Origin of the sequence: Acetobacter sp. A11-2 (assembly GCF_040208445.1) — a bacterium.
GTDB classification, from domain to species: domain Bacteria; phylum Pseudomonadota; class Alphaproteobacteria; order Acetobacterales; family Acetobacteraceae; genus Acetobacter; species Acetobacter oryzoeni.
This window is the reverse complement of record NZ_CP157843.1, coordinates 2,187,501-2,213,029: the sequence shown is the minus strand read 5'-3', so window position 1 is coordinate 2,213,029 and position 25,529 is coordinate 2,187,501. Positions and strand designations below refer to the sequence as shown.

The 25,529-nt window shown below is 52.6% G+C and carries 26 protein-coding genes, 1 tRNA gene and 1 pseudogene (1 of these 28 only partly in view); 15 read left to right on the top strand and 13 right to left on the bottom strand.

The window, feature by feature from the left end:
• Nucleotides 1-10: 10 nt before the first annotated feature.
• The 5 genes from pqqE to pqqA all read right to left on the bottom strand — a co-directional run bounded on the left by pqqE (nt 11) and on the right by pqqA (nt 3,217).
• Nucleotides 11-1,105, bottom strand: coding sequence for a pyrroloquinoline quinone biosynthesis protein PqqE (gene pqqE / locus ABNV41_RS10780; RefSeq protein WP_050818445.1), 1,095 nt, complete (start codon nt 1,103-1,105; stop codon nt 11-13).
• A complete protein-coding gene (gene pqqD / locus ABNV41_RS10775; protein ID WP_050818444.1) occupies nt 1,102-1,377 on the bottom strand; it encodes a pyrroloquinoline quinone biosynthesis peptide chaperone PqqD in 276 nt (91 codons plus the stop codon). Before pqqD ends, pqqE begins: the two co-directional genes overlap by 4 nt.
• Before the next feature lie 21 nt (nt 1,378-1,398).
• Nucleotides 1,399-2,139: a pyrroloquinoline-quinone synthase PqqC gene (pqqC, locus tag ABNV41_RS10770; RefSeq protein WP_050818443.1), complete on the bottom strand. Its 741-nt coding sequence runs from the start codon at nt 2,137-2,139 to the stop codon at nt 1,399-1,401.
• Entirely contained in the window at nt 2,136-3,047 is a 912-nt protein-coding gene (gene pqqB / locus ABNV41_RS10765; RefSeq protein WP_050820257.1) for a pyrroloquinoline quinone biosynthesis protein PqqB, read from the bottom strand. Before pqqB ends, pqqC begins: the two co-directional genes overlap by 4 nt.
• A gap of 89 nt (nt 3,048-3,136) precedes the next feature.
• The gene (gene pqqA, locus ABNV41_RS10760; RefSeq protein WP_080986702.1) at nt 3,137-3,217 is read right to left on the bottom strand and encodes a pyrroloquinoline quinone precursor peptide PqqA; all 81 of its coding nucleotides are present in this window, start codon (nt 3,215-3,217) and stop codon (nt 3,137-3,139) included.
• A gap of 342 nt (nt 3,218-3,559) precedes the next feature.
• Between pqqA and ABNV41_RS10755 the strand changes: the two genes are divergently transcribed.
• The 4 genes from ABNV41_RS10755 to ABNV41_RS10740 all read left to right on the top strand — a co-directional run bounded on the left by ABNV41_RS10755 (nt 3,560) and on the right by ABNV41_RS10740 (nt 8,010).
• Nucleotides 3,560-4,885: a lipopolysaccharide biosynthesis protein gene (locus ABNV41_RS10755; RefSeq protein WP_050818442.1), complete on the top strand. Its 1,326-nt coding sequence runs from the start codon at nt 3,560-3,562 to the stop codon at nt 4,883-4,885.
• Complete coding sequence (locus ABNV41_RS10750; RefSeq protein ID WP_050818441.1) at nt 4,878-5,915, top strand: ELM1/GtrOC1 family putative glycosyltransferase; 1,038 nt, start codon at nt 4,878-4,880, stop codon at nt 5,913-5,915. The genes ABNV41_RS10755 and ABNV41_RS10750 overlap by 8 nt, the downstream gene beginning before the upstream one ends.
• A 15-nt stretch (nt 5,916-5,930) precedes the next feature.
• Nucleotides 5,931-7,076: a glycosyltransferase gene (locus tag ABNV41_RS10745; protein ID WP_050818440.1), complete on the top strand. Its 1,146-nt coding sequence runs from the start codon at nt 5,931-5,933 to the stop codon at nt 7,074-7,076.
• 127 nt (nt 7,077-7,203) lie between these two features.
• Entirely contained in the window at nt 7,204-8,010 is an 807-nt protein-coding gene (locus ABNV41_RS10740; RefSeq protein WP_050818439.1) for an alpha/beta fold hydrolase, read from the top strand.
• Between the two features lie 79 nt (nt 8,011-8,089).
• Here ABNV41_RS10740 and ABNV41_RS10735 read toward each other — a convergent pair whose 3' ends face one another.
• Together ABNV41_RS10735 and ABNV41_RS10730 are read right to left on the bottom strand one after the other, a co-directional pair.
• Nucleotides 8,090-8,875 carry an exodeoxyribonuclease III gene (locus tag ABNV41_RS10735; RefSeq protein WP_050818438.1) on the bottom strand — a complete coding sequence of 262 codons (786 nt, stop codon included), beginning with the start codon at nt 8,873-8,875 and terminating at the stop codon, nt 8,090-8,092.
• Nucleotides 8,872-9,240, bottom strand: a complete 369-nt coding sequence (locus ABNV41_RS10730; protein WP_050818437.1) for an iron-sulfur cluster assembly accessory protein — start codon at nt 9,238-9,240, stop codon at nt 8,872-8,874. Before ABNV41_RS10730 ends, ABNV41_RS10735 begins: the two co-directional genes overlap by 4 nt.
• Before the next feature lie 123 nt (nt 9,241-9,363).
• Between ABNV41_RS10730 and ABNV41_RS10725 the strand changes: the two genes are divergently transcribed.
• The 9 genes from ABNV41_RS10725 to ABNV41_RS10685 all read left to right on the top strand — a co-directional run bounded on the left by ABNV41_RS10725 (nt 9,364) and on the right by ABNV41_RS10685 (nt 18,422).
• Complete coding sequence (locus ABNV41_RS10725; protein ID WP_349934679.1) at nt 9,364-10,584, top strand: deoxyguanosinetriphosphate triphosphohydrolase; 1,221 nt, start codon at nt 9,364-9,366, stop codon at nt 10,582-10,584.
• A 47-nt stretch (nt 10,585-10,631) separates the two neighbouring features.
• The gene (gene argS, locus ABNV41_RS10720; RefSeq protein WP_050818435.1) at nt 10,632-12,431 is read left to right on the top strand and encodes an arginine--tRNA ligase; all 1,800 of its coding nucleotides are present in this window, start codon (nt 10,632-10,634) and stop codon (nt 12,429-12,431) included.
• Complete coding sequence (locus tag ABNV41_RS10715) at nt 12,431-13,429, top strand: SPOR domain-containing protein (protein WP_050818434.1); 999 nt, start codon at nt 12,431-12,433, stop codon at nt 13,427-13,429. Before argS ends, ABNV41_RS10715 begins: the two co-directional genes overlap by 1 nt.
• Before the next feature lie 20 nt (nt 13,430-13,449).
• Nucleotides 13,450-14,361, top strand: coding sequence for a ScpA family protein (locus tag ABNV41_RS10710; protein ID WP_050818433.1), 912 nt, complete (start codon nt 13,450-13,452; stop codon nt 14,359-14,361).
• A complete protein-coding gene (gene scpB, locus ABNV41_RS10705) occupies nt 14,358-15,224 on the top strand; it encodes an SMC-Scp complex subunit ScpB (protein WP_050818432.1) in 867 nt (288 codons plus the stop codon). The genes ABNV41_RS10710 and scpB overlap by 4 nt, the downstream gene beginning before the upstream one ends.
• A gap of 72 nt (nt 15,225-15,296) precedes the next feature.
• Nucleotides 15,297-15,965 carry a Sec-independent protein translocase protein TatB gene (gene tatB / locus ABNV41_RS10700; RefSeq protein ID WP_196332577.1) on the top strand — a complete coding sequence of 223 codons (669 nt, stop codon included), beginning with the start codon at nt 15,297-15,299 and terminating at the stop codon, nt 15,963-15,965.
• Nucleotides 15,962-16,792 (top strand): twin-arginine translocase subunit TatC, encoded by an 831-nt coding sequence (gene tatC, locus ABNV41_RS10695; RefSeq protein WP_050818430.1) that lies wholly within the window; start codon nt 15,962-15,964, stop codon nt 16,790-16,792. The genes tatB and tatC overlap by 4 nt, the downstream gene beginning before the upstream one ends.
• Before the next feature lie 3 nt (nt 16,793-16,795).
• The gene (serS, locus tag ABNV41_RS10690) at nt 16,796-18,064 is read left to right on the top strand and encodes a serine--tRNA ligase (protein ID WP_050818429.1); all 1,269 of its coding nucleotides are present in this window, start codon (nt 16,796-16,798) and stop codon (nt 18,062-18,064) included.
• Between the two features lie 19 nt (nt 18,065-18,083).
• Nucleotides 18,084-18,422 carry an SMR family transporter gene (locus ABNV41_RS10685; protein ID WP_349934677.1) on the top strand — a complete coding sequence of 113 codons (339 nt, stop codon included), beginning with the start codon at nt 18,084-18,086 and terminating at the stop codon, nt 18,420-18,422.
• Here ABNV41_RS10685 and ABNV41_RS10680 read toward each other — a convergent pair.
• The 3 genes from ABNV41_RS10680 to ABNV41_RS10670 form a co-directional block, all read right to left on the bottom strand.
• Nucleotides 18,419-20,611, bottom strand: coding sequence for a protein-disulfide reductase DsbD (locus tag ABNV41_RS10680; protein ID WP_050818427.1), 2,193 nt, complete (start codon nt 20,609-20,611; stop codon nt 18,419-18,421). The genes ABNV41_RS10685 and ABNV41_RS10680 overlap by 4 nt on opposite strands.
• A 118-nt stretch (nt 20,612-20,729) precedes the next feature.
• A protein-coding gene (locus tag ABNV41_RS10675; RefSeq protein ID WP_408871353.1) for an IS5 family transposase occupies nt 20,730-21,484 on the bottom strand; the annotation gives its coding sequence in 2 pieces (ribosomal slippage) (nt 20,730-21,145 and nt 21,145-21,484; 756 coding nt in all).
• Between the two features lie 80 nt (nt 21,485-21,564).
• Entirely contained in the window at nt 21,565-21,786 is a 222-nt protein-coding gene (locus tag ABNV41_RS10670; protein WP_349934675.1) for a zinc-finger domain-containing protein, read from the bottom strand.
• A 60-nt stretch (nt 21,787-21,846) separates the two neighbouring features.
• Here ABNV41_RS10670 and ABNV41_RS10665 point away from each other — a divergent pair, with 60 nt between their 5' ends.
• Nucleotides 21,847-22,956 (top strand): alpha/beta fold hydrolase, encoded by a 1,110-nt coding sequence (locus ABNV41_RS10665; protein WP_050818425.1) that lies wholly within the window; start codon nt 21,847-21,849, stop codon nt 22,954-22,956.
• Between the two features lie 120 nt (nt 22,957-23,076).
• Nucleotides 23,077-23,153 (top strand) — tRNA-Arg (locus tag ABNV41_RS10660).
• A gap of 116 nt (nt 23,154-23,269) precedes the next feature.
• Here ABNV41_RS10660 and ABNV41_RS10655 read toward each other — a convergent pair.
• The 3 genes and pseudogenes from ABNV41_RS10655 to ABNV41_RS10645 form a co-directional block, all read right to left on the bottom strand.
• On the bottom strand, nt 23,270-23,476 hold the full coding sequence (locus ABNV41_RS10655) for a hypothetical protein (protein ID WP_050818424.1): 207 nt from the start codon (nt 23,474-23,476) through the stop codon (nt 23,270-23,272).
• A gap of 63 nt (nt 23,477-23,539) precedes the next feature.
• Nucleotides 23,540-25,376 (bottom strand): annotated as a pseudogene (locus ABNV41_RS10650) (FUSC family protein).
• A gap of 121 nt (nt 25,377-25,497) precedes the next feature.
• On the bottom strand, nt 25,498-25,529 hold the end of the coding sequence (locus ABNV41_RS10645; protein WP_349934674.1) for a LysR substrate-binding domain-containing protein. 865 nt of this gene lie beyond the right edge of the window; only the last 32 of its 897 coding nucleotides appear in the window; its start codon lies off the right edge, out of view — the gene reads right to left on this strand; its stop codon occupies nt 25,498-25,500.

Here is a 25,529-nt window from a genome sequence, read left to right as displayed (position 1 = left end):
TTTACCCGTCTTACACCTTGGCATTGCCATGGCGCCTGTAATGGAAAGGCGGTGGGGCTTCTGGCCGCTCAGTTATGGCTTGGGTAATAAGGTCATGATCCGGGGCACGGTGGCATACTGGGTCAGTTGCCGTAGCATCTCCAGCTAGTGCCAAGGCTTGGCAACGGCATCCGCCCCAATCGTCTTTCTTGAATGCACAGGACTGGCATGGTTCGGGCATCCAATCTGTGCCACGGAATAAGCGGAACAGGGGCGCATTTTCCCAAATATGAGCGAGAGATTCTTCTGTAACAGAAGGTATCTGAACGCCCGGAATACTTTCTGCCGCATGGCATGGCAGCACTTTGCCTGCGGGGGAAACGTTTAGAAAGCGCTGGCCCCACCCGCCCATGCAGGGTTTGGGCCTGTCTGCATAATAATCTGGCGTTACAAAATCTATGCTCATGCGGCCGGCAAGGCGGGTGCGTGCTTCTGCAACCACCTTTTCTGTTTCTTCTACCTGAGCGTGGCTTGGTAATAACGCATTACGGTTGAGCAGCCCCCAGCCGTAATACTGCGTATGCGCAATTTCTACGCGTCTGGCCCCAAGTTGTTCCGCCAAGGCCAGCATGGCAGGCACACGTTCGCAGTTTTGCCGATGGATTACAAAGTTAAGGGTAAGCGGTAGGCCTTCGGCTTTAATAAGCTGTGCGGCTTCAAGCTTTTTGGCGTGGGCCCCTTTCATATGGGCAATATGGTCTGCGCTTTCAGCTGCGGCGTCCTGAAAGGAAAGCTGGATATGGTCTAACCCGGCATCAGCCAGTTCTTGCAGGTTTTGGGCGTTGAGCAGCACACCGGAGGTGATCAGATTGCTGTATAATCCTGCTTTAGCTGCGTGAGCTATAAGTTCGGGCAGATCTGGCCGCGCCATAGGCTCACCTCCAGAAAAGTGAACCTGCAATACGCCCATTGCAGCAGCTTCACTCAGCACACGTTTCCAGTCCTGCGTGCCAAGTTCCTGTGTGCGTGGTTCCAGTTGCAAGGGGTTGGAACAATACGGACATTGCAGAGGGCAGCGGTGCGTGAGCTCTGCAAGCAAGCTCATGGGCGGCGGCGGCGCACTCATATGGCTTGTAAAACCTGTTTGGTAGCCAGATCCTGTAGAAGGGTCAGCACATCCCGCGCAATAATCTCCCGTGGGGCTGAAAATTTCTGGCAGAGCAGATCCAGTATATCCCCCACATTGCGGGTGCTATCTATAAGTTGCAGCACTTCAACTGCAATAGGGTCTGCATGAAAGGCGCGTTCAGGCGCTTGAATGAACCATACATCCCGCACGCGGTCATGTTGCAAGCGTGTGCCCCGCGCAAAGCGGAGGATACTGTTTTCAGAAATCATTGGAAGCATCAGCCACTTGGTTCATACTGCAGCTTCTGGGCGAAAAGCACCCGGTGGAATACGGGCAGGTGTGACATAAGCGTAATCCAATGCATCTAGCATGGACCACAACACCCCACATTTAAACTTCAGCGCATTGAGCACGCTTTGCTGTTGTTCAACCGTGCGGGCATGCTCCTTCACATAAGCCAGAGCAAAAGCGGAATCCTGCGGAGCCTGTGTGAGGCGTGGCTTAAAGTAAGCCAGTGTTTCTTCGGTAATGAAGGCATAGTTCTGCAACATGCCCGAAACACGTTCGCTGATAATGGTGGGGGAAAACAGTTCTGTTAGGGAAGATGCAATGGCTTCCAGCACAGACCGTTCACGCACAAAATGCACATAGGCCTCTACAGCAAAGCGCGTGCCGGGCAGCAATCCTTCAAGTGATTCTACATAGGCACGATCCAGCCCAAGCCCATCTGTTAGTTTCAGCCAGCGGGCTACACCGCCAGAACCAGGTTCTGTGCCATCATGGTCTTCCAGCCGTCGCCGCCATTCACGCCGCAGTTCAGCGGTGGGAAGGCGCGCAAGGAGAGAGGCATCTTTAGCGGGAATGCTGGCCTGATAGTAATATCTGTTCAGCGCCCATGCCTGAACCTGCCCTTTATTCAGTTTGCCGTCATGCAGTGCGCGATGGAAAGGGTGCAGGTTATGGTAGCGTTCTGCGCCTATGGCACGCAGAGCTTTTTCCAGTTCATCCGGGGTGAGCAGTTGGTTGGTCATAGCGAGACTTTCATTCCATCAAATGCAACATCCCATCCGGCTTGCTCTACGGCACGGCGTTCTGGTGAATCGGCCAGCAGAATAGGGTTGGAATTGTTGATGTGGATGAGAACTTTACGTTTCACATGCAAGGGGCGGAAGGCAGCAATGGTGCCATCAGGTTCATCTGCAATGGACATGTGGCCCATGCGGTGGCCGGTTTTGCTGCCCAGTCCGGCACGGATCATTTCATCATCGGTCCACAACGTGCCGTCAAAGAACACAACATCTGCGCCGTTTATGCGGTTGCGTAGGGCATCCGTCATCATCGCGCATCCGGGGATAAACAGGGCGCGGGCGTGGCCATCCGTTATTTCCAGCCCGATATTTTCCCCATTGCTCATGATTTCAGCGGGGTTCTCGGCTTTTTCTGCGTAAAGGGGCACTTTGCCCGGCACAATAAACGGCGTGATGCTAAACCCGGCAGGCGTTAAAGGAATAGGGTGTTCTGGCTGCATGGCATGGCGCGGCACAAGTGTGCGGTCCAACGCATTAAAAATAGGGTTTGCGTTGAGCTGATCGAGCACTGGTTGTGTGGCATACAGATCAAAATGCTGCCGTTCTCGCAGGGTTAACAGGCCCGTAATGGCATCAATTTCCCCACTTGTGAGCACAACGCCAGAAATGGGGGTGGAGCGTAGCCCCTCATGCGGGAACATATCCGGTGTCTGATTGATCTGGGTACGCAGATCGGGCGAGGCATTGAGCACATACCAGTGCTGGCCATCTCCGCTTACAGCAATGGAAGCCTGAGTGCGGGAAGGGGCTGCGGGGTCTCCCGCACGGGCGCGGCGGCAAGCAGGAGCGTTAGAATTCCATTGCGGAAAACCGCCACCTGCACCTGCACCAAGAACAACAATCTCAAGCATAACAACACATCTAAATAAAAAAGCCGCCAGTGCAAAACCGGCGTTCACACCGGTAATGGCTGGCGGCTAAGCTTGGGTATAACCCTGACTTATTTCTTCTGGCCGCAAACGTAGCTGTTGATTTCGGCGCCCAACGGAATTTCGGTTACTTTTGGTGTGGTCCAAGCCATGAGCCTGTCTCCTTGATTGAGTTGAAACAGGGCTGTTTCCTACAGGGTCTTGAGATAAAGATCCGCAGGAAAAAGCCGCTTTTGCGCCTTGCAGTGTGATGAAAAATAGCTATCACGCAAGTGTTTTACCCTCCAAACAGGCGGGTAGAGGGCCTATTTTCACGCAACTGTGAATAAAAGAGGGGCTGTACACCGCAACCGTACAAAATCTGTGCAAGATTTGTCTTGGCGGGCGGAGTCTTCTAAAGCAGCCCACACAGGCAAGGCCCCAGCCCAGCGGGGAACTATGCCGGGGAGGAAACAGATGAGTGACCAGATACGCGGTTGGGGTAAGACACACGCATGATGAGTAGTCAGGTTAAGGCGCTGTTTGTCCGTGTCTTTCGCAATACCGGGTATATTCTGGGGGGGCGCGGGTTTTGCGCCGTTCTGTCTCTTATAACCACAGCTGTTTCTGCACGTGCGTTGGGTTTGCAGGATTACGGTGTTCTGCTGCTTATCAATTCCTTTGTTCTCTCCTGTTCGGCTGGGTTGCGGTTTCAGTCCTGGCAACCTTTGCTGCAATACGGCAGCAGTTTGTACCGTAATGGAGATAGGCATCCGTTCCAGATGCTCTTACGCCATTGCATGTTGCTGGATGGCATAGGGGCCGTGGCCGGTATGGGGCTTGCCCTGTTGCTGTGTGAATGGTTCGGGAATCTTTTGGGCTGGGGAGATGCCTCTTCTGCGACGCCGTTTTGGTACATGACTGTTATTTTATTCATGAACACAGGCGGCGCCATGGGCGTGATGCGGCTTTTGGACCGGTACGAACTTTCTGTGCTGGCAGATAGTGGAAGCGGGCTGATCCGTTTGGTTGGCAGCCTTGCCGGGCTGTTCTGGCATTGGTCTTTTACCAGCTTTTTGGTGATCTGGTATCTTTCAACAGCAGCATCATTCTTTATCAATTACGGAATGTGCGCGTATCTGCTTTTGCGCTCGGATAGTTTGCAGAACTTCCGTATATTCGGTGTGCCTTGGGTAAGCCCTATCAAGGGTATCTGGCGCTTTATTTTTTCTGTCAGCATCAATCAGGCGCTTGCGCGGCTTTCTTCACGCTTAACGGTTATGATTGTAGGTGCTGTTCTTGGGCCGCAAAGTGCTGCCATTTACAACGTGACATGGCAGATTTCTGATGGTCTGGCCCGCCCGGCCCAGATGATGACGCCAGCCTTGTATCCAGAACTGGTGGCTCTGAAAGATAAGCGAGACTGGACCTCTATTCGGCAGGTTACGCACCGTATTCTGCAAGTGCTCGGCGTGTTCTCGGCGGCGGTGCTGGCTATTGTGTTTGTGCTGGGGCCTTGGTTGTTGCATGTGCTGCTGACTGTACCGTGGTCTGGCACCCGCACACTTTTGCTGTTGATGACATTAACTGCCATTCTGGATTTGTGGGATGTGCCGCTGGAGCCCTTGCTGGTTTCTCTCAACCGCGCCCATCAGATTTTGCTGGGCCGGTTGTTTACAATGTGTGTGACACTGCCCTTGCTGTATTTCCTAACTTCAGGATTGGGGATGACGGGGGCTGGGCTGGCAACGCTGATAGGTGAGTTGGTGATCTTCCTGACTCGTTTGGTGCCGTACATGTTGATGAGCCGAAAGCAGGATTTTGGAAGAGGTAATGGCTAAGGCAACTCCAGTTTCTGATACATCTGAGGTATGGATACTGGATACCCACCGTGTTGGGGAAATAGCGCAGTGCAAGGCCTTGGCAGATATGCTTGGGTTACCGTGCCGGATTATTTCGCTTCAGTCAGATTTCAGCCTGCCTGAGCAGATTCCGGATACCCAAAACCTTCGGTTGATTCTGTCTTTTGGTAACGCAGTGCAAGCCGCATTGGTATTGCGTGGGCGTTGTAAAAACACGCCCGCCATTGTGCAGTTAGGGCGTCCCAGCCACGTACCTGCAGCGGATTTGGATCTGATAATCATTCTGCCGCAGGATGATTATCCGGTAGCACCCAACGTATTACACTTAAGGTTTCCCTTAAATGGTGCGCATAAAAGCCAGACATTCATCCCGCAAATAGACCCCAATATGCGGCATGGTGGCACTGTTGTTTTATACGGGGCACCATCACGGCAGTTTTTTCTGGATAAGCAGGATACGTATAAACTGCTACGCTTCAGCCATGAACTTGCACAGGTAAATCAGGAACCTTTGCATGTGCTGACCAGCCCAAGAACGCCTGTTGAGGCTGAGGGATGGCTGGAAGATATTAGCAAAACTATTCCAATGCAGATGTATATATTCCGCAAAGGCGTTAACCCGTTCCAGAAGTTTTTGCATGAAGCCAACAGGTTTGTGGTGACCGGAGACAGTGCGTCCATGTTGGCAGATACGTGCCGTACAGGTGTGCCTGTATGGCTGTTTCCATTGCGGCCCAAACACAGCTTCATGACACGTTTGCAAGCCAGCGCAGATCGGCTGGGGCTGCAGAATATCCGCAACGGGCTCGTGCGGCGTGGTTGGCTGGGGAGCGGAACATGTTTTGGTAAGTGGCACGCCGCTTTGGCCAAGCAGAATTATATCCGTTTGGTAACGCCAGAGCTTTCCTCCCAGATGTTGAAGTGGCAGCCAAATGCATTGCGGCGGGATGATGATATGCAAAAATGTTATGCAAGTATCATGAAACTGCCTTTGTTTATTGCCAGATAAGCAGCAGTATTAGATATGCTGGAGGCGTGGCAGTGTTTGCCACGTTTATGGTTTCTGCCATTGGGAAGTTTGTTTCGGCTGACGACTTATAACGGCATTTCACAACGGGCAGACATGTGCATGCACGATAATCTTGAATGGAATGAGCAGACAATTCTGCAAGGAACATGCGCAGCCATTGTTACGTATGGTAACCGTGTCCATTTTCTAAAACAGGTTTTAGAAGGTGTTTTTGGCGCAGGAGTTGGGCATGCCATTGTTGTAGATAATGGCACAGAAAAAAGTGTGGCGGCAGAAATTGCCAGCTTGCCAGAAATATTCGGATCCAGTCAGCTTACCATTGTACGCTTACCAACCAACACAGGGTCTGCGGGTGGTTTTCATGCGGCTATTCAAGCTGCTGCAGCGCGTGAAAATACGCAGCATGTCTGGGTGCTGGATGATGATAACAGGCCTGAGCCTGCTTCTCTTGCGGCGCTTGCCAAAGCATGGAACGGCATGGGGGCAGATACACAAATATGCCTCAGCAGCTTTAGGGAAGATAAAACAACATATAAAAAACTTTTCAAAACCTGTAAGTTTCACGGCATTACAAAAAACTCATTTTTTGGTTTTTCCATGCAGACTCTGCTGCGGAAACAGAAAGCAAAGATTTGGCAGAAAGACGGGCTGAAATGTTTGCAAATGCAGATGTCGGCTTATGGTGGGTTCTGGTTTCATAAAAGTTGGATTCAAAAAGTAGGACTGCCGGATACACGGCTTTTCCTTTATTTTGATGATTATGATTTTACATTACGAATTACTGCAAATGGCGGGCAAATTTGGGCGTGCCAGAACAGTGTGCTGAAAGACCTGGAACTATCATGGCAGGTTCATGATTCTGCATTACAACACTGGCTGCGTGAAGAAGAAAACTTCTCTCGTACTTATTTTTCTATCCGCAATCGTGTTTATATTGAGAGAGGTTTTGTAAAAAATAAATATATTTATGATGCGAATATCATTTTATATTTTTTATCAAAGATTATTTTTAAAAATAGGCAGAGCGTTTACTATCATTTACTGCATCCACGCTTGGTATACAAAAGGTGGAAATTGATTCTACAGGCCATAAAAGCCGGCAAAGCTGCAGATTTTCAAACACCCCCTCCGAAGGTTTGAAAAAAGTTTTGTATATCTGGCATGATCCATACTGGATGGGTTGTTATAACAAAAAGAGGGCCTAAATTACTAAAGTGAAACGGGCAGAAAATGTGTCTCGTTACATTGTGATTTAAGGAGAAGATGCGTGTCTGATCGTAAGCATCTGCGTTGGCAAACTTTGCCAGCAACGCCAGCTCCCTTGGCTAATTTCAAGGGGCAGTATGCTCAGATCAATGGGTGTTCATTATATTATGCAGTAGGTGGCGTGGGGGAAAATACTGTCATCATGCTGCATGGTGGTATGGCAAATTCAGATTATTGGGGTTTGCAGGCGGCATTTTTGGCCCAAACCCATCGTGTCATTCTTGTTGATAGCAGGGGGCATGGGCGTAGCACGCTTGGTGATAAACCTCTTGGTTACCACCAGATGGCGCATGATGTTGCACGGTTAATGGAGCATCTGGAAATTTCCAAAGCCAGCATTGTTGGCTGGAGCGATGGTGGCGTGCAAAGCATTATTCTGGCAGCAACTTACCCAGATAAAATTGCACGTATTTTTGCATATGGTCCGCATATGTCCTTGGTCGGTTTGAACACGCAATGTGGTGATAACCCGGTGGTAGATGCATTCATGAAGCGGGCAGAGCAGGATTACAAACGTCTTTCCCCCACGCCTGACCAGTTCGGAACTTTTTATAAGGACGTTTGGAGCCTTTGGCAGTGGCAGCGTGATGCACTGTTTACAGAAGATCAGATGACTGCCATCCGCTGCCCAGCATGGATTGTGGATGGAGACAGGGACGAGATGATTAACCGCTCACACCTGGATTATCTCGCCGCGCATATTCCCGATGCATCTTTGATGTTGCTTCCAGATACAAGCCACTTTGCCTTTTTGCAGGCACCAGAATTGTTTAATGCGGCTTTAAAGGACTTCCTCTCTGTACAATAAAACAGAACAGAACCAAGATCTTTTTAGTCGCATATTGTAACCCCGGCGCAATGAAGAATTGCTCCGGGGTTTTGTACTCTTAAACGTTTGTTTTTGCTGGATCTTTTAACGTTACAATAAATGGCACATGGTCAGATGGGCGCGGCATTGCGCGTTCATTTCTGTCTGGCTCAGCACTTTGCAGACGTTCGGCAAGGCGGGGGGAAAGCAGCATATGGTCAATCCTCAGCCCGCAATCGCGTTCCCACGCGCGGGCCTGATAATCCCAGAATGTATAAGCTGCGCCTGTTGGGTGTAATGCCCGCAAAGCATCTGTTAGCCCCAACCATAGCAGGCGACGATACGCAGCCCGACTTTGTGGGCGTACGAGCGCATCTTCTGGGCCAAGGGCTCCGGGGGCGCAATCTATGAGGGCAGGGCAGATATTGTAGTCACCCGCCAAAGCAAAATCTGTTTCTTCCGCCAGCAAAAGGCGTGCGCGTGCTGTGAGAGCGTTTAGGAACTCAAGCTTGGTGGCATAGCCCTGTTCTCCGCCCGAATTGCCGTTGGGCAGATAGAGATTGCCCAGTACCATACCTTGGGTGCGCACTTCTACATACCGCGCGGCCGGGTCTGAAAAACCGGGGAGGTGATCTGTTGTGACGCTAAAATCTCCGCGTACAAGGGTGGCAACGCCATTGTAGGATTTCTGCCCCACTACGGCGCAACCATAACCAGCATCCTCAAACGCAGCTTTGGGGAACTGATCCGTCTCGCACTTTATTTCCTGCATCATCAGCACGTCTGGCTGTTCGCGCTTCAGCCAATCCAGAACCAGATCCAGACGTTGCCGGACGGAGTTTACATTCCAGGTTGCGAGTTTCATGCCACAGAAAAGCTTGTGCCACAGCCGCAGGAAGACGCTGCATTGGGGTTGTTTACCGCAAAATGTGCGCCCATCAGCTTGTCTGCAAAATCAAGCTCTGCACCGGCTAGTAAATCCATGCTGGCTGGGTCTACTACCACCAGCGCGCCGTTTCTTTCTATGCGCGTATCATCGGCAGCAATATCAGCCGCAGGAATAAGCGTGAAAAGATACTGAAAGCCGTTACATCCCCCGGCTTCTACAGATACCCGCATGGCAACCGGTGCAGGGTTTTCTGGGGTGGCAGTTGCCTGCTTTTTGGCAATCACGCTGGCAATGCGGTTTGCTGCAGATTCCGAAACGGAAAAGGGTGTTGGCTGTGTCATACTCTCTTAAATAGCTTGCGCGCCTTCTGGTTTGAAGGGGCAAGATAGCAAGAATAGTCAACTTTGGCGGAATATTCTAAACTCCTATAAGTTTCACTCGGATTAGATACCGGCAACACGCTGGTGGACCGTGCTGCAAAGGAAACCGCAGGAGTGCCAGACACGACAGAATGCAGGGATCTGATGCCCTATGCCGTTCAACCGGGAGAAGGCCGGGCGCGCCGCCTTTATGATGAGCCGGAATCTCTGGCACGTTCACCATGGCAGCGTGATCGGGATAGAGTCATTCATTCTTCAGGCTTTCGTCGCCTGCAATATAAAACGCAGGTGTTTGTGAACCATGAGGGAGATTTCTTTCGCACACGCCTGACACATTCCTTGGAAGTGGCTCAGGTGGCCCGTTCCATGGCCCGGTTTCTAAAGCTGGATGAAGATCTGACAGAAGCCGTCGCTCTGGCGCATGATCTGGGGCACACACCCTTTGGGCATGCGGGGGAAGATGCACTGGCAGCCCATATGCAGGAATGGGGCGGGTTTGACCACAACACGCAGGCCCTCCGTCAGGTGATGCTGAAGGAACGCCGCTATCTGGCGTTTGATGGGTTGAACCTGACATGGGAAACATTGGAAGGGCTGGCCAAGCATAACGGCCCGGTCAAACGTCCATCTGCACGGTTGTTGGAATTGGACGCGCTGTTTCCACTGGAACTTTCCACATACGCCTCAGCCGAGGCACAGGTGGCAGCCTTGGCAGATGATATTGCCTATCACGGGCATGATCTGGATGATGGTGTGAAGTCCGGCCTGCTCTCGCTGGATGATCTGGTGGATGTACCAGTGGTAGGGGAAGAACTGTTTGAAGTGCGGAAGGCTGCGGCTGATCTGCCTTCTCAGGATAAGCGGACCTTACAGCGTATCCGGCATGAAATGGTGCGCCGCGTTATTCATAAGCTGGTGACGGATGTACTGATCTGCACGCGCGAACGTCTGCAGGATCTGGCGCCCCGGCATGTGGAGGATATACGGGCTGCTTCCGGTCCGGTTGTGGCGTTTCATGAACCCATGGCCCAAGCCAATAAAGGTATCCGCAAGTTTCTGTTTGCGCATCTGTATCGCCATTGGCGTGTAAACCGTATGACGCATAAGGCACGGCACGTTACGGCCGAGCTTTTTGATACGCTTACGGAGTCGCCATCTCTGTTGCCGGCTGAATGGCAGCGTGAGGCAGAGGGAAAAGATGCCACAGGGTTACGGCGTGTGGTGGCGGATTATGTGGCTTCCATGACAGATCGCTACGCCATGGAAGAACATAGACGGTTGACTGACCTGTCTGTTGCAGGCTGATAAACGCGCTTCCAGCGCTTTCTTACTATTACGGGGTTAAGTGTTTTATGTCTGACTGTGTGTTTCAGCGTTACCGTCAACATGTTCTGGCCATTGTGCAGGAACTGCTGCCCAATGTGCCGGAAGAAACGCTGGCCCGCGTGGAACTGACCCCAACGCGAGACCCCTCGCACGGAGATATGGCAACCAATGCCGCTCTGCTGCTGGCCAAGGTGGCACGGCGCAAACCAGCAGATATTGCGGCTGATCTGGTAACCGCCCTGCAAAAGGTAGAAGGTGTTGCCTCAGTAGCCGCGGCAGGGCCGGGGTTTGTAAACATTACGCTCAAGCCCGATGTCATGCGTGGCATTCTGCCCGCAGTGTTGAATGCGGGTGAAGCCTATGGGGCATCTCAGGCAGGCAAGGGCTTACGGGTGAATGTGGAATATGTTTCCGCCAACCCAACTGGGCCAATGCATGTTGGGCATTGCCGTGGCGCTGTGGTGGGGGATGCCCTTGCCAACCTTATGGCCAAGGCAGGCTTTGCCGTTACCAAGGAATTTTACATTAATGATGCCGGCGCGCAGGTAAAGGCGCTGGCATGGGCAGCCTACTGGCGTTACCTGCAAGCCTTAGGCACCAAAATGACGCAGGATGATTTTTCTGCGCTGGCTCCGGGTGGTCTGCAATATCAGGGGGAATATCTTATTCCCGTAGGTATGGAACTTGCTGCGGAATACGGCAACAAGCTAACAGAAACCGATGCCGATGGGGCACCTCTGCCAGCGCCAGAAGCCACGTGGCTGGAAACAGTGCGTGGTTTTGCCGTGGCGCATATGCTTGCAGCTATCAAGGAAGATTTGGCAGCCCTTGGCGTGCATCATGATGTGTTTACATCAGAAGCCGAAGTGCTGCGTCGTGGCGTAACAGATGCGGCTATCAGCAAGCTGGAACAGCAGGGACTGTTGTATGAAGGCGTGCTGGAGCCCCCCAAAGGCAAGCTGCCGGAAGATTGGGAAGAGCGCGAGCAGCTTCTGTTCCGTTCCACTCAGTTTGGAGATGATGTTGATCGCCCGCTGCGCAAGTCTGACGGTACCAATACCTATTTTGCTAACGATATTGGTTACCATGCAGACAAGGTAGCCCGCGGCGCGCAGATGATGATTGACGTCTGGGGTGCCGATCATGGTGGTTACGTCAAACGCATGAAGGCGGCTGTTAAGGCGATTACGGGCGATACGGTGCCGCTTGAAGTGGTGCTGTGCCAGATTGTGCATATTCTGCGTGATGGGCAGCCCGTTAAAATGTCCAAACGTGCTGGCACGTTTGTCACGCTGCGTGATCTGATTGATGAAGTCGGACGTGATGCGGTGCGCTTTACCATGCTAACCCGCAAGAGCGATGCTCAGATGGAGTTCGATCTTGATCTGGTTGTCGCGCAGCAGCGTGATAATCCGGTGTTTTATGTGCAGTATGCCCATGCTCGCTGCCGTTCCGTGTTGCGGGCCGCAGCTGAAGCTGCCGTGTATGGTGATACGGATGATGCCGCTCTGGCCTCAGCATCGCTCGAATCTCTGACATCTGATGCAGAAATGGCGCTTATCCGCCGTCTGGCAGAATGGCCACGTATGGTGGAAGCTGCAGCGCTTGCGCGGGAGCCTCATCGTGTGGCCTTCTATCTGGCTGATGTGGCGGGTGACTTTCATGCCCTTTGGAATCGTGGCCGGGATGATGCCTCTTTGCGCTTCCTTCAGCCTGATGCCGTAGAGGCCACCCGTGCGCGTCTTGCCCTTGTTGCAGCTACGGCGGTGGTTATCCGCTCTGGTCTTGCAGTCATGGGTGTGGAACCCGTGGAGGAAATGCGCTGATGAGTGATGAAGACCGACCCAAATTTTCAGCGGATGACAGGATCAGCCGTGCGCGTGAGCGCATGAGCATGGATTACGAAGATCCAGCACCTACACGGCCAGCAGCCGTAGGTGGCCGCCCCACAGAAAACGTGCTGACCCGCTTTTTAAGCAGCGATACGGGCACGCGGCGTCTGGTTTATGGGGCTGCAGGTCTGGGCGGTTTGCTGGTGTTGGGTATTGGTGGTTGGGCACTGGTGGGGCACCATCAGCATGGTATTCCCATTATGGGTCCGCCACCGGTTTCCATGCGTACAAAGCCGGTTGATCCGGGTGGGATGCAGCTTGATTCTGTTGCCATGCCGGATGAAGAAGGTGATGCAAAGGCGCATCCTGTTCCTGCCCCGGAAAAACCTAACCCAGAAGCTCTGGCAGCCCAATATGGTGCGCAGGGTGAAGGGGATGCTGGTAAACCGGAGGGGGTACCTGCTCCGGCAACTGGCGCTGAAGCAACAGGCACAGGGCAGGCAGCAGACCAACAAGCACCCGCCGCCGCACCACCTCCGGCAGATGCACAAAGTACTTCTGCGCAGGAAGAAACCGAAGCTTCATCTGGCGGAGAGGAAGGGGACGCCGCTGCGGCTGCACAGTCAGCCGAAAGCAGCCCGAAACCAAAGCCAGCAACACCAGTTCCTGCCAAGGATACTGCTGCGGCTAAAGCGGCACCGGCAGATACAAAAGCATCCACTGTGCCACATGGTGGTGTAGAGGGCGGGAAGTATCAGGTGCAGTTGGCTGCGGTGCAAAGCGAAGATGAAGCGCGTAAGGAGTGGTCGCGCCTGAAATCTCGTTACCCCACCTTGTTCGGAGATAGCACGCCTTCCTTTGTGCGGACGGAGCAGAATAACGCCACGTTCTATCGCTTGCGCGTAAAAGGCTTTGCTTCTGTTGCAACAGCGCGTGAATTCTGCTCTGCGGTGCGAGAACGCGGCATGGCATGCATGGTTGTGCGGCAGTAAGCTGCAACTGGTCTGGCAGAATGGAAGCAGGACACACGCAGGCAGATATTGAAGGTGCGCCAAGCACAGTAGAGGCTTCTGGCGCGCTGTCTGCTCATGTTAATGCGCAGACAGAGCAGGTGCCGCGTGTGCCGCTGTTGCGTCTGGATGGGTTTGAAGGTCCTATGGATCTTCTGCTTGATCTGGCACGGGCGCAAAAGGTCGATCTGGCGCGTATTTCCATTCTGCAACTGGTAGAACAATATCTTGCCGTTGTAGAAAATGCCCGTCGGGTTAGGTTGGAACTGGCCGCAGACTGGCTGGTTATGGCGGCATGGCTGGCGTGGCTTAAGTCGCGCCTGCTCCTTCCCCCAGATGATGAACTTGCCGTAGAAGGCGAAGAAGCTGCAGAACTCTTGCAGGAACGGCTGATAGAGCTTGCCTGCATGGGTGAACTGGCCCGTTGGCTGGATGATAGGCCCAGATTGGGGCGGGACGTGTTTGCCCGTGGCGTGGCAGAAGATCTGGTGGAAATAGACCGGTCTGGTCTGGCGCTAGATATGCCGCAACTCATGCGGGCCTATATGGCGGCTATGCGGCGTAATGCCCGTAAGCGTATTTATGCGCCACGCACGTTACGGTTCTGGACAGTGCAAGATGCCTTAAGCAGGCTGACACGCTTGTTAGGGGAAACACCACCAGGCTGGAGTAGCCTGGATGCGTTTTTGCCTGATGTTCTGCCAGAGCAGGCCGAAGGGGCAGATGCGGTGCGCCAACGGCGTGCCGCCGTGGCAGGCACACTGATTGCAGGGCTGGAGCTGGCAAAAAGTGGAAGGCTGGAATTGCGGCAGGAAGAGGTGTTTGGGCAGATCATGCTACGCCCGCATGAAGAAACGCATGAGCCAGATAGTGCTGAAAACGCACTTGCCACAGAAGAAGCGCAAAATTCATGACCACGGACATAACGGATAATGCTGCTTCTGAAAGTGCAGAGGCCATGAAGATAGTTCAGCCTGAAAACACTATGGTTTCAGAAGAAGCTTTGCGCTTGGCGGAAGCACTTATTTTTGCGTCTACCGAACCTGTAAGTGCGCGCCGGTTGGCGGAGTTGCTGGAACTGCGCCAGCTTGTGCCGGATGGAGTGGATAATCTGGCCGCCTTTGTAACATCTGTTTTGCAAGCCCTTGTGCAGCGTTATGAAGGCCGGGGGGTGATGCCTGTTGAAATAGCCGGAGGGTGGCAGTTTCGGACAGCGCCAGACCTGGCGCCAGCCCTTACGCGCGTGCTGGAGCGGCCTCGTCGTTTTTCACGTGCGGTTATGGAAACACTGGCAATTATTGCTTATCATCAGCCCTGCACACGTGTGCAGATAGAAGAAATACGCGGCGTAAGCCTTGGCCAGAATGTGCTGGATACGCTGATAGAATCAGCACTTATTATGCCCAAAGGGCGCAAGGAAGTGCCAGGGCGGCCTGTGTTGTGGGGTACAACGCAGGATTTTCTACGCCATTTCAGCTTACGCTCTTTGGCGGATTTGCCACGCAGGGAAGAATTGCTGGTAGAAGTGCCAGAAAACGCAGGGGCAATGGGGCGCCCACAAACAGAAATCACTTTTGCAAATGGCGCAGAAGAGGTTGCTGATCAGGCAGAACACGCGCCCGATATATCAGGCACGGATGCATCGTCAGAGAATGCGCTACAAACTGATACTGGCTCAGCCACGGCTGCCGAAAATACAGATGCACAGGCAGAGATAACGCCAGAAGTTGCGGAAGAAAGCATAAAACCGCATGTTTCCGCGCCAGAAGGCTCATGATAGATACTCTCCATCTGGTTGTGCGGGCGTTTTTGTTTTTCCCGTGCGGTGCGTGCAGCAACGGAACTGCCCATGTTTGATTTTGCCTGGTCTGAAATCGCGCTGATTGGCGCCGTGGCTCTGGTCGTGATCGGCCCGAAGGATTTGCCCGTGGCTATTCGTGGGCTGGCAGGAGCTATAAAAAAGGCACGCAAACTAGCGGGGGAGTTTCAGTCCCACGTTGATGAAATGGTGCGTGAAGCCGATCTGACGGAAGTGCGTGATCAGGTTCGGGATCTCAAAAACCTCAACGTACGCAACCGGATCATGAAGGCCATTGATTCCGATGGCACGCTAAGCAGTTCTTTCGCGCCGCCGCCACAAATTGCAGAACAGCATATTCCCGCCGGCCCCCGTGCATTGGATATGCCTGCTTCCAGCACACAAAGCACAACCAATGTTTCTGCTTACGTGCCCAGCACGTATGAGCCAGCCGTAACGGATGAGGATATTGCCAGCGCTCCGCCAGAACTGCCGCCCAATATTGTGCGCCGCATTTTGAAGGAGCAGGACCGTTTGCACCCTCCAGCATTTTTGCCGCCAGTGCGCGTCATGCACGGTGGGCGTAGTGTGGCACCGGGTGAAAGATTGGGGCGTGTGGCTGGCCCAAGCAGGCCAGCATGGCAGCAGGATGTGGATTTGCAGACAGAGCAGCCAAAAGGGGCTGAGCCAGAACAGCAGGTGATGGATCATCAACCATGAACGAAAACGAAACCGTGGGGGAAGATCCTATTCACGATCAACCAATGCCGTTGATTGATCATTTGCTGGAATTGCGTCGCCGTTTGTTATGGGCGGGCGCTGCCTTCATTCTGTGTTTTGCACTGTGTTATCATTACGCAGGTGATATATATCTGTTTCTGGCGCGCCCGTTGGGTGAAATTATGCGCCAGCAGGGAGAGCAGCCGCATCTCATTTACACTGCGCTGTATGAGGCATTTTTCACCTATATTCGTGTGGCGTTTTTTGGTGCGGCTTTTCTGTCTTTTCCCGTTGTGGCCATGCAGGCGTGGATTTTTATAGCCCCTGGCCTTTACCGGTCGGAAAAGCGCGCTTTTGCTCCATTTCTAATTGCAACGCCCATTCTGTTTCTGGTTGGGGCATCGCTGGCCTATTACTTTATTTTCCCCATTGCTTGGCGTTTCTTCCTGTCGTTCCAAACAGCCGGTGCGGGGCATGATGGTGTGCAGATTGAGCTGCAAGCCAAGGTTTCCGAATATCTTTCACTCGTCATGAAACTGATCATGGCTTTCGGCGTGGCGTTTGAACTGCCGGTAGTGCTTACGCTTCTGGCGCGGGTGGGCATTGTTACGGCAGATATGCTCCGGCGTTTCCGCCGTTATGCCATTGTGGGCGCTTTTGTTATTGCCGCTATTCTGATGCCGCCAGATGTTATCACCCAGATTGGTCTGGCTGTGCCGTTGGTCTTACTTTACGAAATTTCCATTATCTGCGCGCGCTTGGTCGAACCTAAATGGAAGGCCAGCCAAGCGGAAGATACATCCAACACCCAGCAGGAGGTTCCCTGACCCATGCATGATATTCGCGCCCTGCGGGCTGATCCCGCTGCTTTTGATGCCGATCTTGCCCGCCGTGGGATTGAGCCTGTTTCGGCCAAATTGCTGGCATGGGATGAAGAACGCCGCCAGGCCCAGACCGTGTTGCAGGAAAAGCAAGGGCGCCGCAAAGCGCTGGCACGTGAAATTGGAACTCTGAAGCGTAATGGTGGCGATAGCAGTGATCTGGAAGCTGAAGGCTTGGCCCTGCGCGCAGAAATGGAAGCGCTGGAAGAACAGGTAGACGCACTGGGGCGTGAAAGCACGGCACTTTTGGCTAACCTGCCCAACCGTTTGGATGCCACCGTACCAGAAGGCCCGGATGAAAGCGCCAACGTGGTGCAGCATGAATGGGGCACAAAGCCTGCCTTTACGTTTACACCCAAACAGCATTTTGAGCTGGGTGAAACGCTAAAGCAGATGGATTTTGCAACAGCAGCCAAGCTTTCTGGTTCGCGTTTTGTGGTGCTGCGTGGCGGTATTGCGCGTCTGGCGCGTGCTCTGGGCCAGTTTATGCTGGATCTGCACGTTACCGAGCATGGATATATGGAAACGCAAGTGCCCGTCATGGTGAATGATGATGCCATGTACGGAACAGACAAGCTGCCAAAATTTGCAGATCAATCCTTCCGTACAGAAGATGGCCGCTGGCTTATCCCCACAGCAGAGGTGCCGCTTACAGCTTCTGTATCTGGCGATATTCTGGAGGCTTCAGCACTGCCGCTGCGTATGACAGCACTAAGCCAGTGTTTCCGAAGCGAAGCAGGGGCTGCTGGGCGAGATGTGCGCGGGATGCTCCGCCAGCATCAGTTTGAAAAAGTGGAAATGGTTTCCGTGACCACGCCAGAAGAAAGTGATGCCGAGCATGAGCGCATGACGCGCTGTGCAGAAAAGGTGCTGGAAAAGTTGAACATTCCGTATCGCCGCGTGCTGCTGTGCGCGGGTGATACCGGGTTTGGCGCAGCTAAAACCTTTGATCTGGAAGCATGGCTGCCGGGGCAGGATGCTTGGCGGGAAATTTCTTCGTGCTCCAATACGCGGGATTTTCAGGCTCGCCGCATGAACGCCCGTTATCGCCCGCAGGCCGGTGCTGCACCTGCTTTTGTGCATACGCTGAATGGCTCTGGCCTTGCTGTGGGCCGTACCCTTATTGCGGTTATGGAAAACTATCAGAACGAAGATGGCTCTGTAACCGTGCCGGATGTTCTGCGCCCATATATGGGGGGTATTGAAAAAATTAGCTAAAAAGTAGAGCTTAGATACAATGTTTTCCAAACCTTCCTTATACTTGGCAGTTGCCATTGTATCTGAAGTTATCGGCACATCCTTGCTAACAGCCTCGCACGGGTTTGCGCGTTGGGGATACGCTGTTGCCAGTCTGGCGGCGTATGGATGTGCCTTCTATTTTCTATCCATCCCGCTCAAAACCATTCCAACGGGTATTGTTTATGCCATATGGAGCGGGGTAGGCATTGTGCTTGTTTCAGCTATTGGTGCGCTGTTCTTCAAGCAAATGCTGGATATGCCAGCCCTTATTGGTATTGGTCTGATTATGGTTGGGGTGTTGGTTATCAATCTGTTTTCAGGTTCCGTGCAACATTAACGTGTGGAACTGATAGTTTTAATAACCAACCCTGGTGTGAGCACCTGCGGCAGCGTTATGGGTGCTCCGTTAGCCGGAATAAACAGGTAAAAAGGCACACCATCGCGCCCATGTTGCCGTAGGTAGGCCGTAATGGCGGCATCGTGCGTTGTCCAGTCTCCGCGCAGCAGGGTGACATTCTGGGTTTTGAAGGCCTCGCGCACCTCCGGCACATCCAGCGCTACACGTTCGTTTACCAAACAGGTAATGCACCACGCAGCTGTCATATCCACAAATACGCCTTTGCCGCTGTCATGTAAGGTTTGGAGCCGCGTGGTGGAAAAAGCTTCTACGCCTTCGGGCAAGGTCATGCCTTGGGTAGAAGATGGAGCGGCTGCTTGTTGCCGTAATACGGGCAGCAGAGATAATGCACCAAGCAATGCCAATAATGCCAAACCGTGCAAGGCAAAGCGTTTGCGGTCAGATAACGTGTTCTGACGTGTCTGGGCCAGACCATACACCCATGCGGCTCCCCCCAACAGCACCATGCCTGACCCAAGCAAGGCAACTATAGAAGCGCCACCTTCCAATGTAGCAACCCATAGTAACCATACGCAGGATGCAAGAAGGGGAAATGCTAGAAACTGGCGTAAATAGATCATCCATGCGCCGGGGCGCGGCAGCATTCTGGCGCAGGAAGGAAAGATTGCAATTAACAGATAGGGAAGGGCCAACCCAAGCCCGAGTGCTGCAAATACGATAAGCCCTGCAATGGGAGGGCCAGACAGAGCCCCGGCAATAGCCACACCCATAAAAGGAGCTGTGCAGGGTGAGGCCACAACAACAGCCAGCACACCTGTTAGAATATCATTCCATAAGCTGTGGTGTGTATGAGGTGCGCTGTTGATGGATACAGCAGAAAAAGAAAACACACCCAAAAGATTTAGGGCCATGGCAAAAAGCAGCCAACAGATCATTCCCACAAAAAGGGGAGATTGAAACTGAAAGCCCCAACCTGCTGCAGAGCCAGTTAACCGTGCCGCCATCATGGTGGCGCCTAATAAAGTAAAGCTGCCGATAACCCCACCCGCGTAACAGGCTGCACTCAGAATTTGTTCTTGTCTTGCAGCATGTCCTAGCCGGGTGATTGCCAATGCTTTCATGGCCAGAATGGGGAACACGCAGGGCATCAGGTTCAGGATCAGCCCACCTATAAAAGCAAACAGCATTTGCCGCATAAATCCGGCAGACGCAGTGAGCGTATTTTCTGATGTATCGGTAACTGTACCGGGGATGGCCTTAACTTGCAGAGCGCGTTCGGTGCCAGCTTTATCCTTTAAAACCACAATTCCAGATAAAGATGGCAAGGCAGAAAAATCTGTAGTCGGCTTAAGATGCAACGTCACAGAACCGTTGCGGATGATAGGTTTTTGCGCGGCAGCTTCGGCAATTTTGCCTTGTTGCTCTGGCATGAACCACGCATCGGATACGGATGTGGGGCTAAGATCTTTACCTGTTAGCTGTAAAATGCCGTTGGAGGAAAAGGTTGCCGTATAGGGTGAGGACACAGCCATATGTTGTAATGTTTGCTCAAACAAAGGGGCTTGAGCAGAAGGCACTGGAGTGCCTTTACCCAATGTGAGCGCAAGATCAGCTTCTTCGGGCACACAGACATGCTCACACACCAGCCAATTTGCGTGTGCTGTGATGTTCACCTTGTCTGATTTCTGGTCTGCAGATTGAAGAGGAAGCTCCAAAGGCAGAATCACATCGCCAGTGTAGGCATAAGACATGAGTGAAGAATCAGGAATACGCTGAGGTACTGGCCACTGAATGGTTTGCGTGCTGCCTTGCAATGCGCCATCCGCTTTTATGGTAATAGCAGGAGGATCTCCTGCATCTCCCGGATTTTGCCAGTATGTGTGCCAGCCGTTCTGAAGCTGAAGCCGCAAGGCAATATGTAAGCGACTATGCGCATCCACTGTGTCAGACGCAGTTATCAGGCTTGCTATACTATGGCCGGTTTTAACCTGCGGGCTTTCTGCCGCGACTGAAGGATGTGAGAAAACAAAAGGCGCCGCCAAAATGGCAATAGAAAGAGCCAGCCAGCCTGCAAGGCCGCGCCTGTTGCCTTTTTCCTGCCTTGAGGCAGAAGCAGAAGACAGACTAAGGGCAATAAAACGCGAAAGAGGCATAACAGGCAAACTCATGGTGCATTCTGCAATAAGGAACGCGCAGCATAGGCCAAACTTGCCTGTAATTGTAACCTGTTGTTGGTGAAAGCGAAGGATGCAGAAAAAGCAGTTAGTGTTCTGCTACGGCGTGTCGTCAGTTAAGCAGGATGATGATTGAGGCGAACTGCACGGCTGCGAGGAAGGTCGATTTCAGTTTATCGTAGCGGGTTGCGATAGCGCGAAACTGCTTGAGTTTATTGAAGAAGCTCTCAACAAGGTTCCGTTCGCGATAGAGAGAAAAATCGGTTTTCCGTCGTGTCGTTCTGTTGCGTTTTGGCGGGATGACCGGGGTAATCCCGCGCTGTATCAGCCGATCGATCAACCTGTCCGCGTCATACGCCTTGTCAGCAAGGAAAGCATCCGGTTCGATGTTTTCCAGAAGTGGTTCTGCCTGGGTGATATCGGCATCCTGTCCCGGTGTGATGCCGAGTTCCACTGGATTGCCCAGAGCGTCGCAGATGGCATGGATCTTTGTAGTTAGCCCGCCTCGTGATCGTCCGATGGCCTGATCCGTGCCCCTTTTTTGAGAGCTCCGGCACTATGCTGATGCGCTCGGACAATTGTGCTGTCGATCATCATGTATTCGTTGTCGTAATCAGCGGCCAGATAACGAAATATCCGTTCGATGACGCCGCTTTCACACCAGCGGCGCAGACGCCGGTGCACGTTTTTCCAGTCACCGAAACGGGCAGGAAGGTCGCGCCATGGAATACCCGCGCGATAGCGATACAGCACCGCCTCCACGAACAGACGGTTGTTCACCGCAGTGCCGCCGACATAGCCTTCTCGACCAGGAAGAAGATCCTTTATCCGCTCCCACTGGTCATCGCGTAAACTATAGCGCCGCATCTGTCTGTCTCCCCAAAAAATGGGAAAACAGTCAGCACACGCAGACACAAAGTACAACCCTCACGTGCCACTCTCAGGGCTTAACTGACGACACGCCGTAGCGCCTCGGCATCTGGTTGCAGCACAAACAGGCGTGAACAATAGGGGCATACGGTTTGATGACCGCTAATTTTCAGCCATACGCGTGGGTGCCCAAGCGCGCCCAAGCCGCCATCGCAGGCAATTGTGCGTTTATCCACCATAATGGTTTCAACATGCCCCAGTTTGGGGTGTGGCACAGGGTTGGCAGGCTGTATCAACATAGGTGTGGTATTCCCTTTTTGCTATGATGCCCAAATGAACAACATGTGCTGGCTGTGTGCATGATAGCTGTGTGGGCTATGGTTTTGCACCTTTCTTATCTTCCCATGCGCGTGAGCAGATATGGACGATACGGTTGCGCGTTACTGGTTGTGTTTTTGAGTTTGGCAGGATGCAGTATGAAACTTCCTGATCCCCCTAAGCCTCCATCACGTTTTGCGGCAGCTGCGCGGCTTGTTCCACCCGATCGCATGTTCACATTGTCTGACGGCGCAGCCATTCCCGCTCGTGTATGGAAGGCGCAGGAACAACCACGGGGTATATTGCTAGCGCTGCACGGGTTTAATGATAGCCGTGATGCTTGGGAGCAACCTGCGCCATTTTTTGCCGGACAGGGCATAACTGTAGTCGCGCCAGATCAACGGGGTTTTGGCGAAGCCCCAAACCGTGGAGAATGGGCCGGTTCAGACCGTATGGTGCAGGATGTGCGGGAAGAAATAGCCATCCTTCAGAAAGAAAACCCCCAGATACCGCTCTATCTTACGGGTGAAAGTATGGGGGGCGCTATTCTCATGCTTCTCATGTCTAAATCAGATGCTCCATCTGTTGCGGGCACATTGCTGCTGGCACCTGCTGTGTGGAATCTGGGCCTAGGGGCAGATATTCCATTGGATGTTCTGGCAACGCTTTTTCCACACCATTTGGTAACTGGGCGGGAGCTGCCCGTGCATGTGGTGGCAAGTGATAATCCGGCAGCCCTTTTGCGCCTGTATTTTGACCCGCTTACTCTAAGGGCTACGCAGCTAGAGGCTTTGCGCGGATTAGTGGGTTTGATGAAGCAGGCCGCTGCCGCCGCGCCACAAATTAAAGGGCCGCTGCTTTGTGTGTATGGAGATAAGGACCAACTTGTGCCTTCCAAGGCAATGGCCAAAGTATGGGAAACTTTGCCCAAAGGTGCGCGGCTGGATCTGATTTCCGGCGGCCACCATTTGTTGCTGCGCGATAAGAACGGCAAACAGGTGATGCAGGACATGCTATCTTGGATCACACAGCCAGATAGTTTTTTACCATCAGGTGGAGATGTATCTGCTAGTACGTGGCAAGCACAAAATCCGGCAAAACCGGAGGGAAAGTGGTTTCCGGCCTCATGGTTGGATGGTTTGGCGCGTTAAATCCATTAGCCCAGAATGATAGGGTCGGAATGCGGCGTAAAAGTCTATCTGCGGAAGTTATCAGGATAATGCAGATAGAGGCTTGGCAAATACCCCTGAATTGCGTTAGGGAAGGCGCACGGACCCGTAGCTCAGCTGGATAGAGCGTTGCCCTCCGAAGGCAAAGGTCGCGCGTTCGAATCGCGCCGGGTCCACCATTCCTTAAAATTATTGATAGTTTTTGGCCGCTTTCTGCAAAAGTTAGACCCTTTTGTGGTCTCGGTGAGACCGTCCGCTTCCAACGTTGGAGTTATACGGTTTGCCTTGGTAGGCATTACTTTTTGCGTCGGTAATGGTCTTTTGCATCTTCCAGTAGGCTCCGCAGGCTGGCGCGAGGGGATGCAATAAATCCGATAAAACCCAAAAACGCGGTAATACCTGCGCCGCTCCCTAAGTTGGCACCTGTTTGAGATGTAGAAGCCCGTTGGGTTGCCCGATCTGTGGTTGGCGTCTTGTTTTCAGGTTTGGGCATGCGGTGCATTCTTTCGGGCTATGAGTTTTTCAGCCGCAAATATGCAAAACCGTAAACAAGGCTGAAAAGCCACTATTTCATAGGGGCAGCCAGAACATGCAGGTACGTGCATATTTTTTCCATGCGCGCGTGGTCTGGAGAAGAAGGTGGGAAATCTTCCTGTTTCAGGCTGTTTAGAAAATCCTGCGTTTGCTGCATGCGTAAAGGGCTGCCGGAGGCCCAGACCCGAAGGATTTTTTTGACCTCGGTTTTTAAAGCTTCGGGAAGTGTTTTGTCCTTCAAAGTATCCCGCAGAAAAATCAGATACAGGCCTTTCACCATGTATATGATCTGCTCCTGAATATAATGTTCCGTTTTCTCCTGAGGGAGAGCTTTGGAAGTGTTGATAATTCGCACAAGGCTTTCTGCATTTCTCGAAAGCCAGATATGGGGCAGGGTTTTATCACCTGTACGGGCCAGATGATTCAGGCTTTTTTCTATCCATCTGCGCGTGCGGCGCATGTGAGAATCAAGCCTGAAGGGAAAGATAATCAGAAAAGTCCACCGGGCGAACAAGACAGCTCCCAGAAACGCCAAAGTGGTGTTGAAAAAAGATTGCTCGTCAAATCGCCCTTGGTTGGCAGGTCCAAGCAGCACGGGCAGGAACATGTTGAATGAAAAAGCATATCCCGCTGTGTGTGCATGCCGCGCAGCTAACCCACCAATAATCATCGGAATAAACAGGAACAGAACCAGAAGTTCTGGTGCCGTTATGGCGGGTATAACCAGTAGTGCGTATAAAGCGGCAATAAGTCCGCACCATAAAGCACCCTTAAAAAATGGGGCCGCCGCCAAAAGTGGATTTTCACGCGTGGCCAGCAAGCCATATACGAGCGAGACAAAAGAAAAAAACGTAGGGCCTGCGGGCCATGCGGTTACTTCCCATACAAGCCATGCCCCCAAAATACCCAAACAGGCGCGGATACCGTTATCCATGGCCTCTACGGCATGCCTGCGAGATTGCAGCCTGAAACGGAAATGATCCCTAGATTTCGGATACATACAGGCCTGAATATGCTGGCGGATAGCTGCTTCATCAGCCAGCATGGTGTGTTCTGTTGGTGTGAGTTGATGCGTCAGGGCAAGGCCATATCCGCGGGCCAGCATGGTTATCATGCCAGCAAAAGCTGCGCGTGCATGGTCTGCCGCATGAGAATGCGGGCCCATTTCCAAAGCATCATATTCTGCACGGGCATTGGCAGTGAGAAGTGCAGATAATGCTGGTTCCAGTGTAATGGCGCGAGGGTGATGGATAAGTGAGGCAATGCCTTGGTTTGTGCTTAACAGGGTTGTGTTCAGGCGCTCTAAAAGGCGTTTTTTGCGCCTGTTCCTGTAGGCCTGGCATAAACAGCACGGCCAAAGTGGCTTCACACACAATTCCCAAGATAATGTAGGAACTTCGAGCCATGGCGATATCGAAAATATTGTCTGGCTGCATAATGGCGCCAGATGCCACGATGGCGGAAGTAAAACTGGTGACCAGCAGGCCATAGGCGCGGTAACCGGTTCCAAAAGTTGCTAGCCCACAGCACACGCCAATCCATAGTGCCAGACTGCAAAAAAATAGCCCTGGTTCTTGGGGAAAAGCTGCAATCAATACAAATGCGGCACAGCAACCAACAAGCGTGCCAAAAATACGCCACCGTGCTTTTGAAAGACTTTCCCCGCGGGAGGAAAGAGCAACCACCCATACAGTCAGCGGGGCCCATTGGGGGCTATCTAGCTCCATCCACATGGCAATCAGCAGAGAGAGACACGCTGCGCTCGCAGTGCGGAGTGCAAACAGAATATCTGGCACACTAGGTGCCAGCAGCCACGCCAAAGCTGATTTGTTAAATGGTTGCCCTATAGCGGCGGTAAGTGTGCGCATAACGTTTCCTGCAGGTCGGAAAGCGCACGCTGCCGGATACAAAAACGGCCGTCCAAGTGTTTGTCGTAATTATATCATAAGTAATATTTATGATGAAAATACAACAAATCGAATGGGCATTTTAGATGGAATAAGAGTGGTGAAAATCCAGCT

What these genes read in the sequence shown, in the direction of transcription:
- ABNV41_RS10655 (WP_050818424.1), bottom strand. Translation starts at nt 23,476, where the DNA reads ATGCACCGCATGCCCAAACCTGAAAACAAGACGCCAACCACAGATCGG.
- ABNV41_RS10710 (WP_050818433.1), top strand. Translation starts at nt 13,450, where the DNA reads ATGGAAGCAGGACACACGCAGGCAGATATTGAAGGTGCGCCAAGCACA.
- ABNV41_RS10715 (WP_050818434.1), top strand. Translation starts at nt 12,431, where the DNA reads ATGAGTGATGAAGACCGACCCAAATTTTCAGCGGATGACAGGATCAGC.
- pqqE (WP_050818445.1), bottom strand. Translation starts at nt 1,105, where the DNA reads ATGAGTGCGCCGCCGCCGCCCATGAGCTTGCTTGCAGAGCTCACGCAC.
- ABNV41_RS10730 (WP_050818437.1), bottom strand. Translation starts at nt 9,240, where the DNA reads ATGACACAGCCAACACCCTTTTCCGTTTCGGAATCTGCAGCAAACCGC.
- ABNV41_RS10745 (WP_050818440.1), top strand. Translation starts at nt 5,931, where the DNA reads ATGCTGGAGGCGTGGCAGTGTTTGCCACGTTTATGGTTTCTGCCATTG.
- argS (WP_050818435.1), top strand. Translation starts at nt 10,632, where the DNA reads ATGTCTGACTGTGTGTTTCAGCGTTACCGTCAACATGTTCTGGCCATT.
- ABNV41_RS10685 (WP_349934677.1), top strand. Translation starts at nt 18,084, where the DNA reads ATGTTTTCCAAACCTTCCTTATACTTGGCAGTTGCCATTGTATCTGAA.
- scpB (WP_050818432.1), top strand. Translation starts at nt 14,358, where the DNA reads ATGACCACGGACATAACGGATAATGCTGCTTCTGAAAGTGCAGAGGCC.
- serS (WP_050818429.1), top strand. Translation starts at nt 16,796, where the DNA reads ATGCATGATATTCGCGCCCTGCGGGCTGATCCCGCTGCTTTTGATGCC.
- pqqB (WP_050820257.1), bottom strand. Translation starts at nt 3,047, where the DNA reads ATGCTTGAGATTGTTGTTCTTGGTGCAGGTGCAGGTGGCGGTTTTCCG.
- ABNV41_RS10735 (WP_050818438.1), bottom strand. Translation starts at nt 8,875, where the DNA reads ATGAAACTCGCAACCTGGAATGTAAACTCCGTCCGGCAACGTCTGGAT.
- ABNV41_RS10665 (WP_050818425.1), top strand. Translation starts at nt 21,847, where the DNA reads ATGATAGCTGTGTGGGCTATGGTTTTGCACCTTTCTTATCTTCCCATG.
- pqqD (WP_050818444.1), bottom strand. Translation starts at nt 1,377, where the DNA reads ATGATTTCTGAAAACAGTATCCTCCGCTTTGCGCGGGGCACACGCTTG.
- tatB (WP_196332577.1), top strand. Translation starts at nt 15,297, where the DNA reads ATGTTTGATTTTGCCTGGTCTGAAATCGCGCTGATTGGCGCCGTGGCT.
- ABNV41_RS10755 (WP_050818442.1), top strand. Translation starts at nt 3,560, where the DNA reads ATGATGAGTAGTCAGGTTAAGGCGCTGTTTGTCCGTGTCTTTCGCAAT.
- pqqC (WP_050818443.1), bottom strand. Translation starts at nt 2,139, where the DNA reads ATGACCAACCAACTGCTCACCCCGGATGAACTGGAAAAAGCTCTGCGT.
- ABNV41_RS10680 (WP_050818427.1), bottom strand. Translation starts at nt 20,611, where the DNA reads ATGAGTTTGCCTGTTATGCCTCTTTCGCGTTTTATTGCCCTTAGTCTG.
- pqqA (WP_080986702.1), bottom strand. Translation starts at nt 3,217, where the DNA reads ATGGCTTGGACCACACCAAAAGTAACCGAAATTCCGTTGGGCGCCGAA.
- ABNV41_RS10670 (WP_349934675.1), bottom strand. Translation starts at nt 21,786, where the DNA reads ATGTTGATACAGCCTGCCAACCCTGTGCCACACCCCAAACTGGGGCAT.
- tatC (WP_050818430.1), top strand. Translation starts at nt 15,962, where the DNA reads ATGAACGAAAACGAAACCGTGGGGGAAGATCCTATTCACGATCAACCA.
- ABNV41_RS10750 (WP_050818441.1), top strand. Translation starts at nt 4,878, where the DNA reads ATGGCTAAGGCAACTCCAGTTTCTGATACATCTGAGGTATGGATACTG.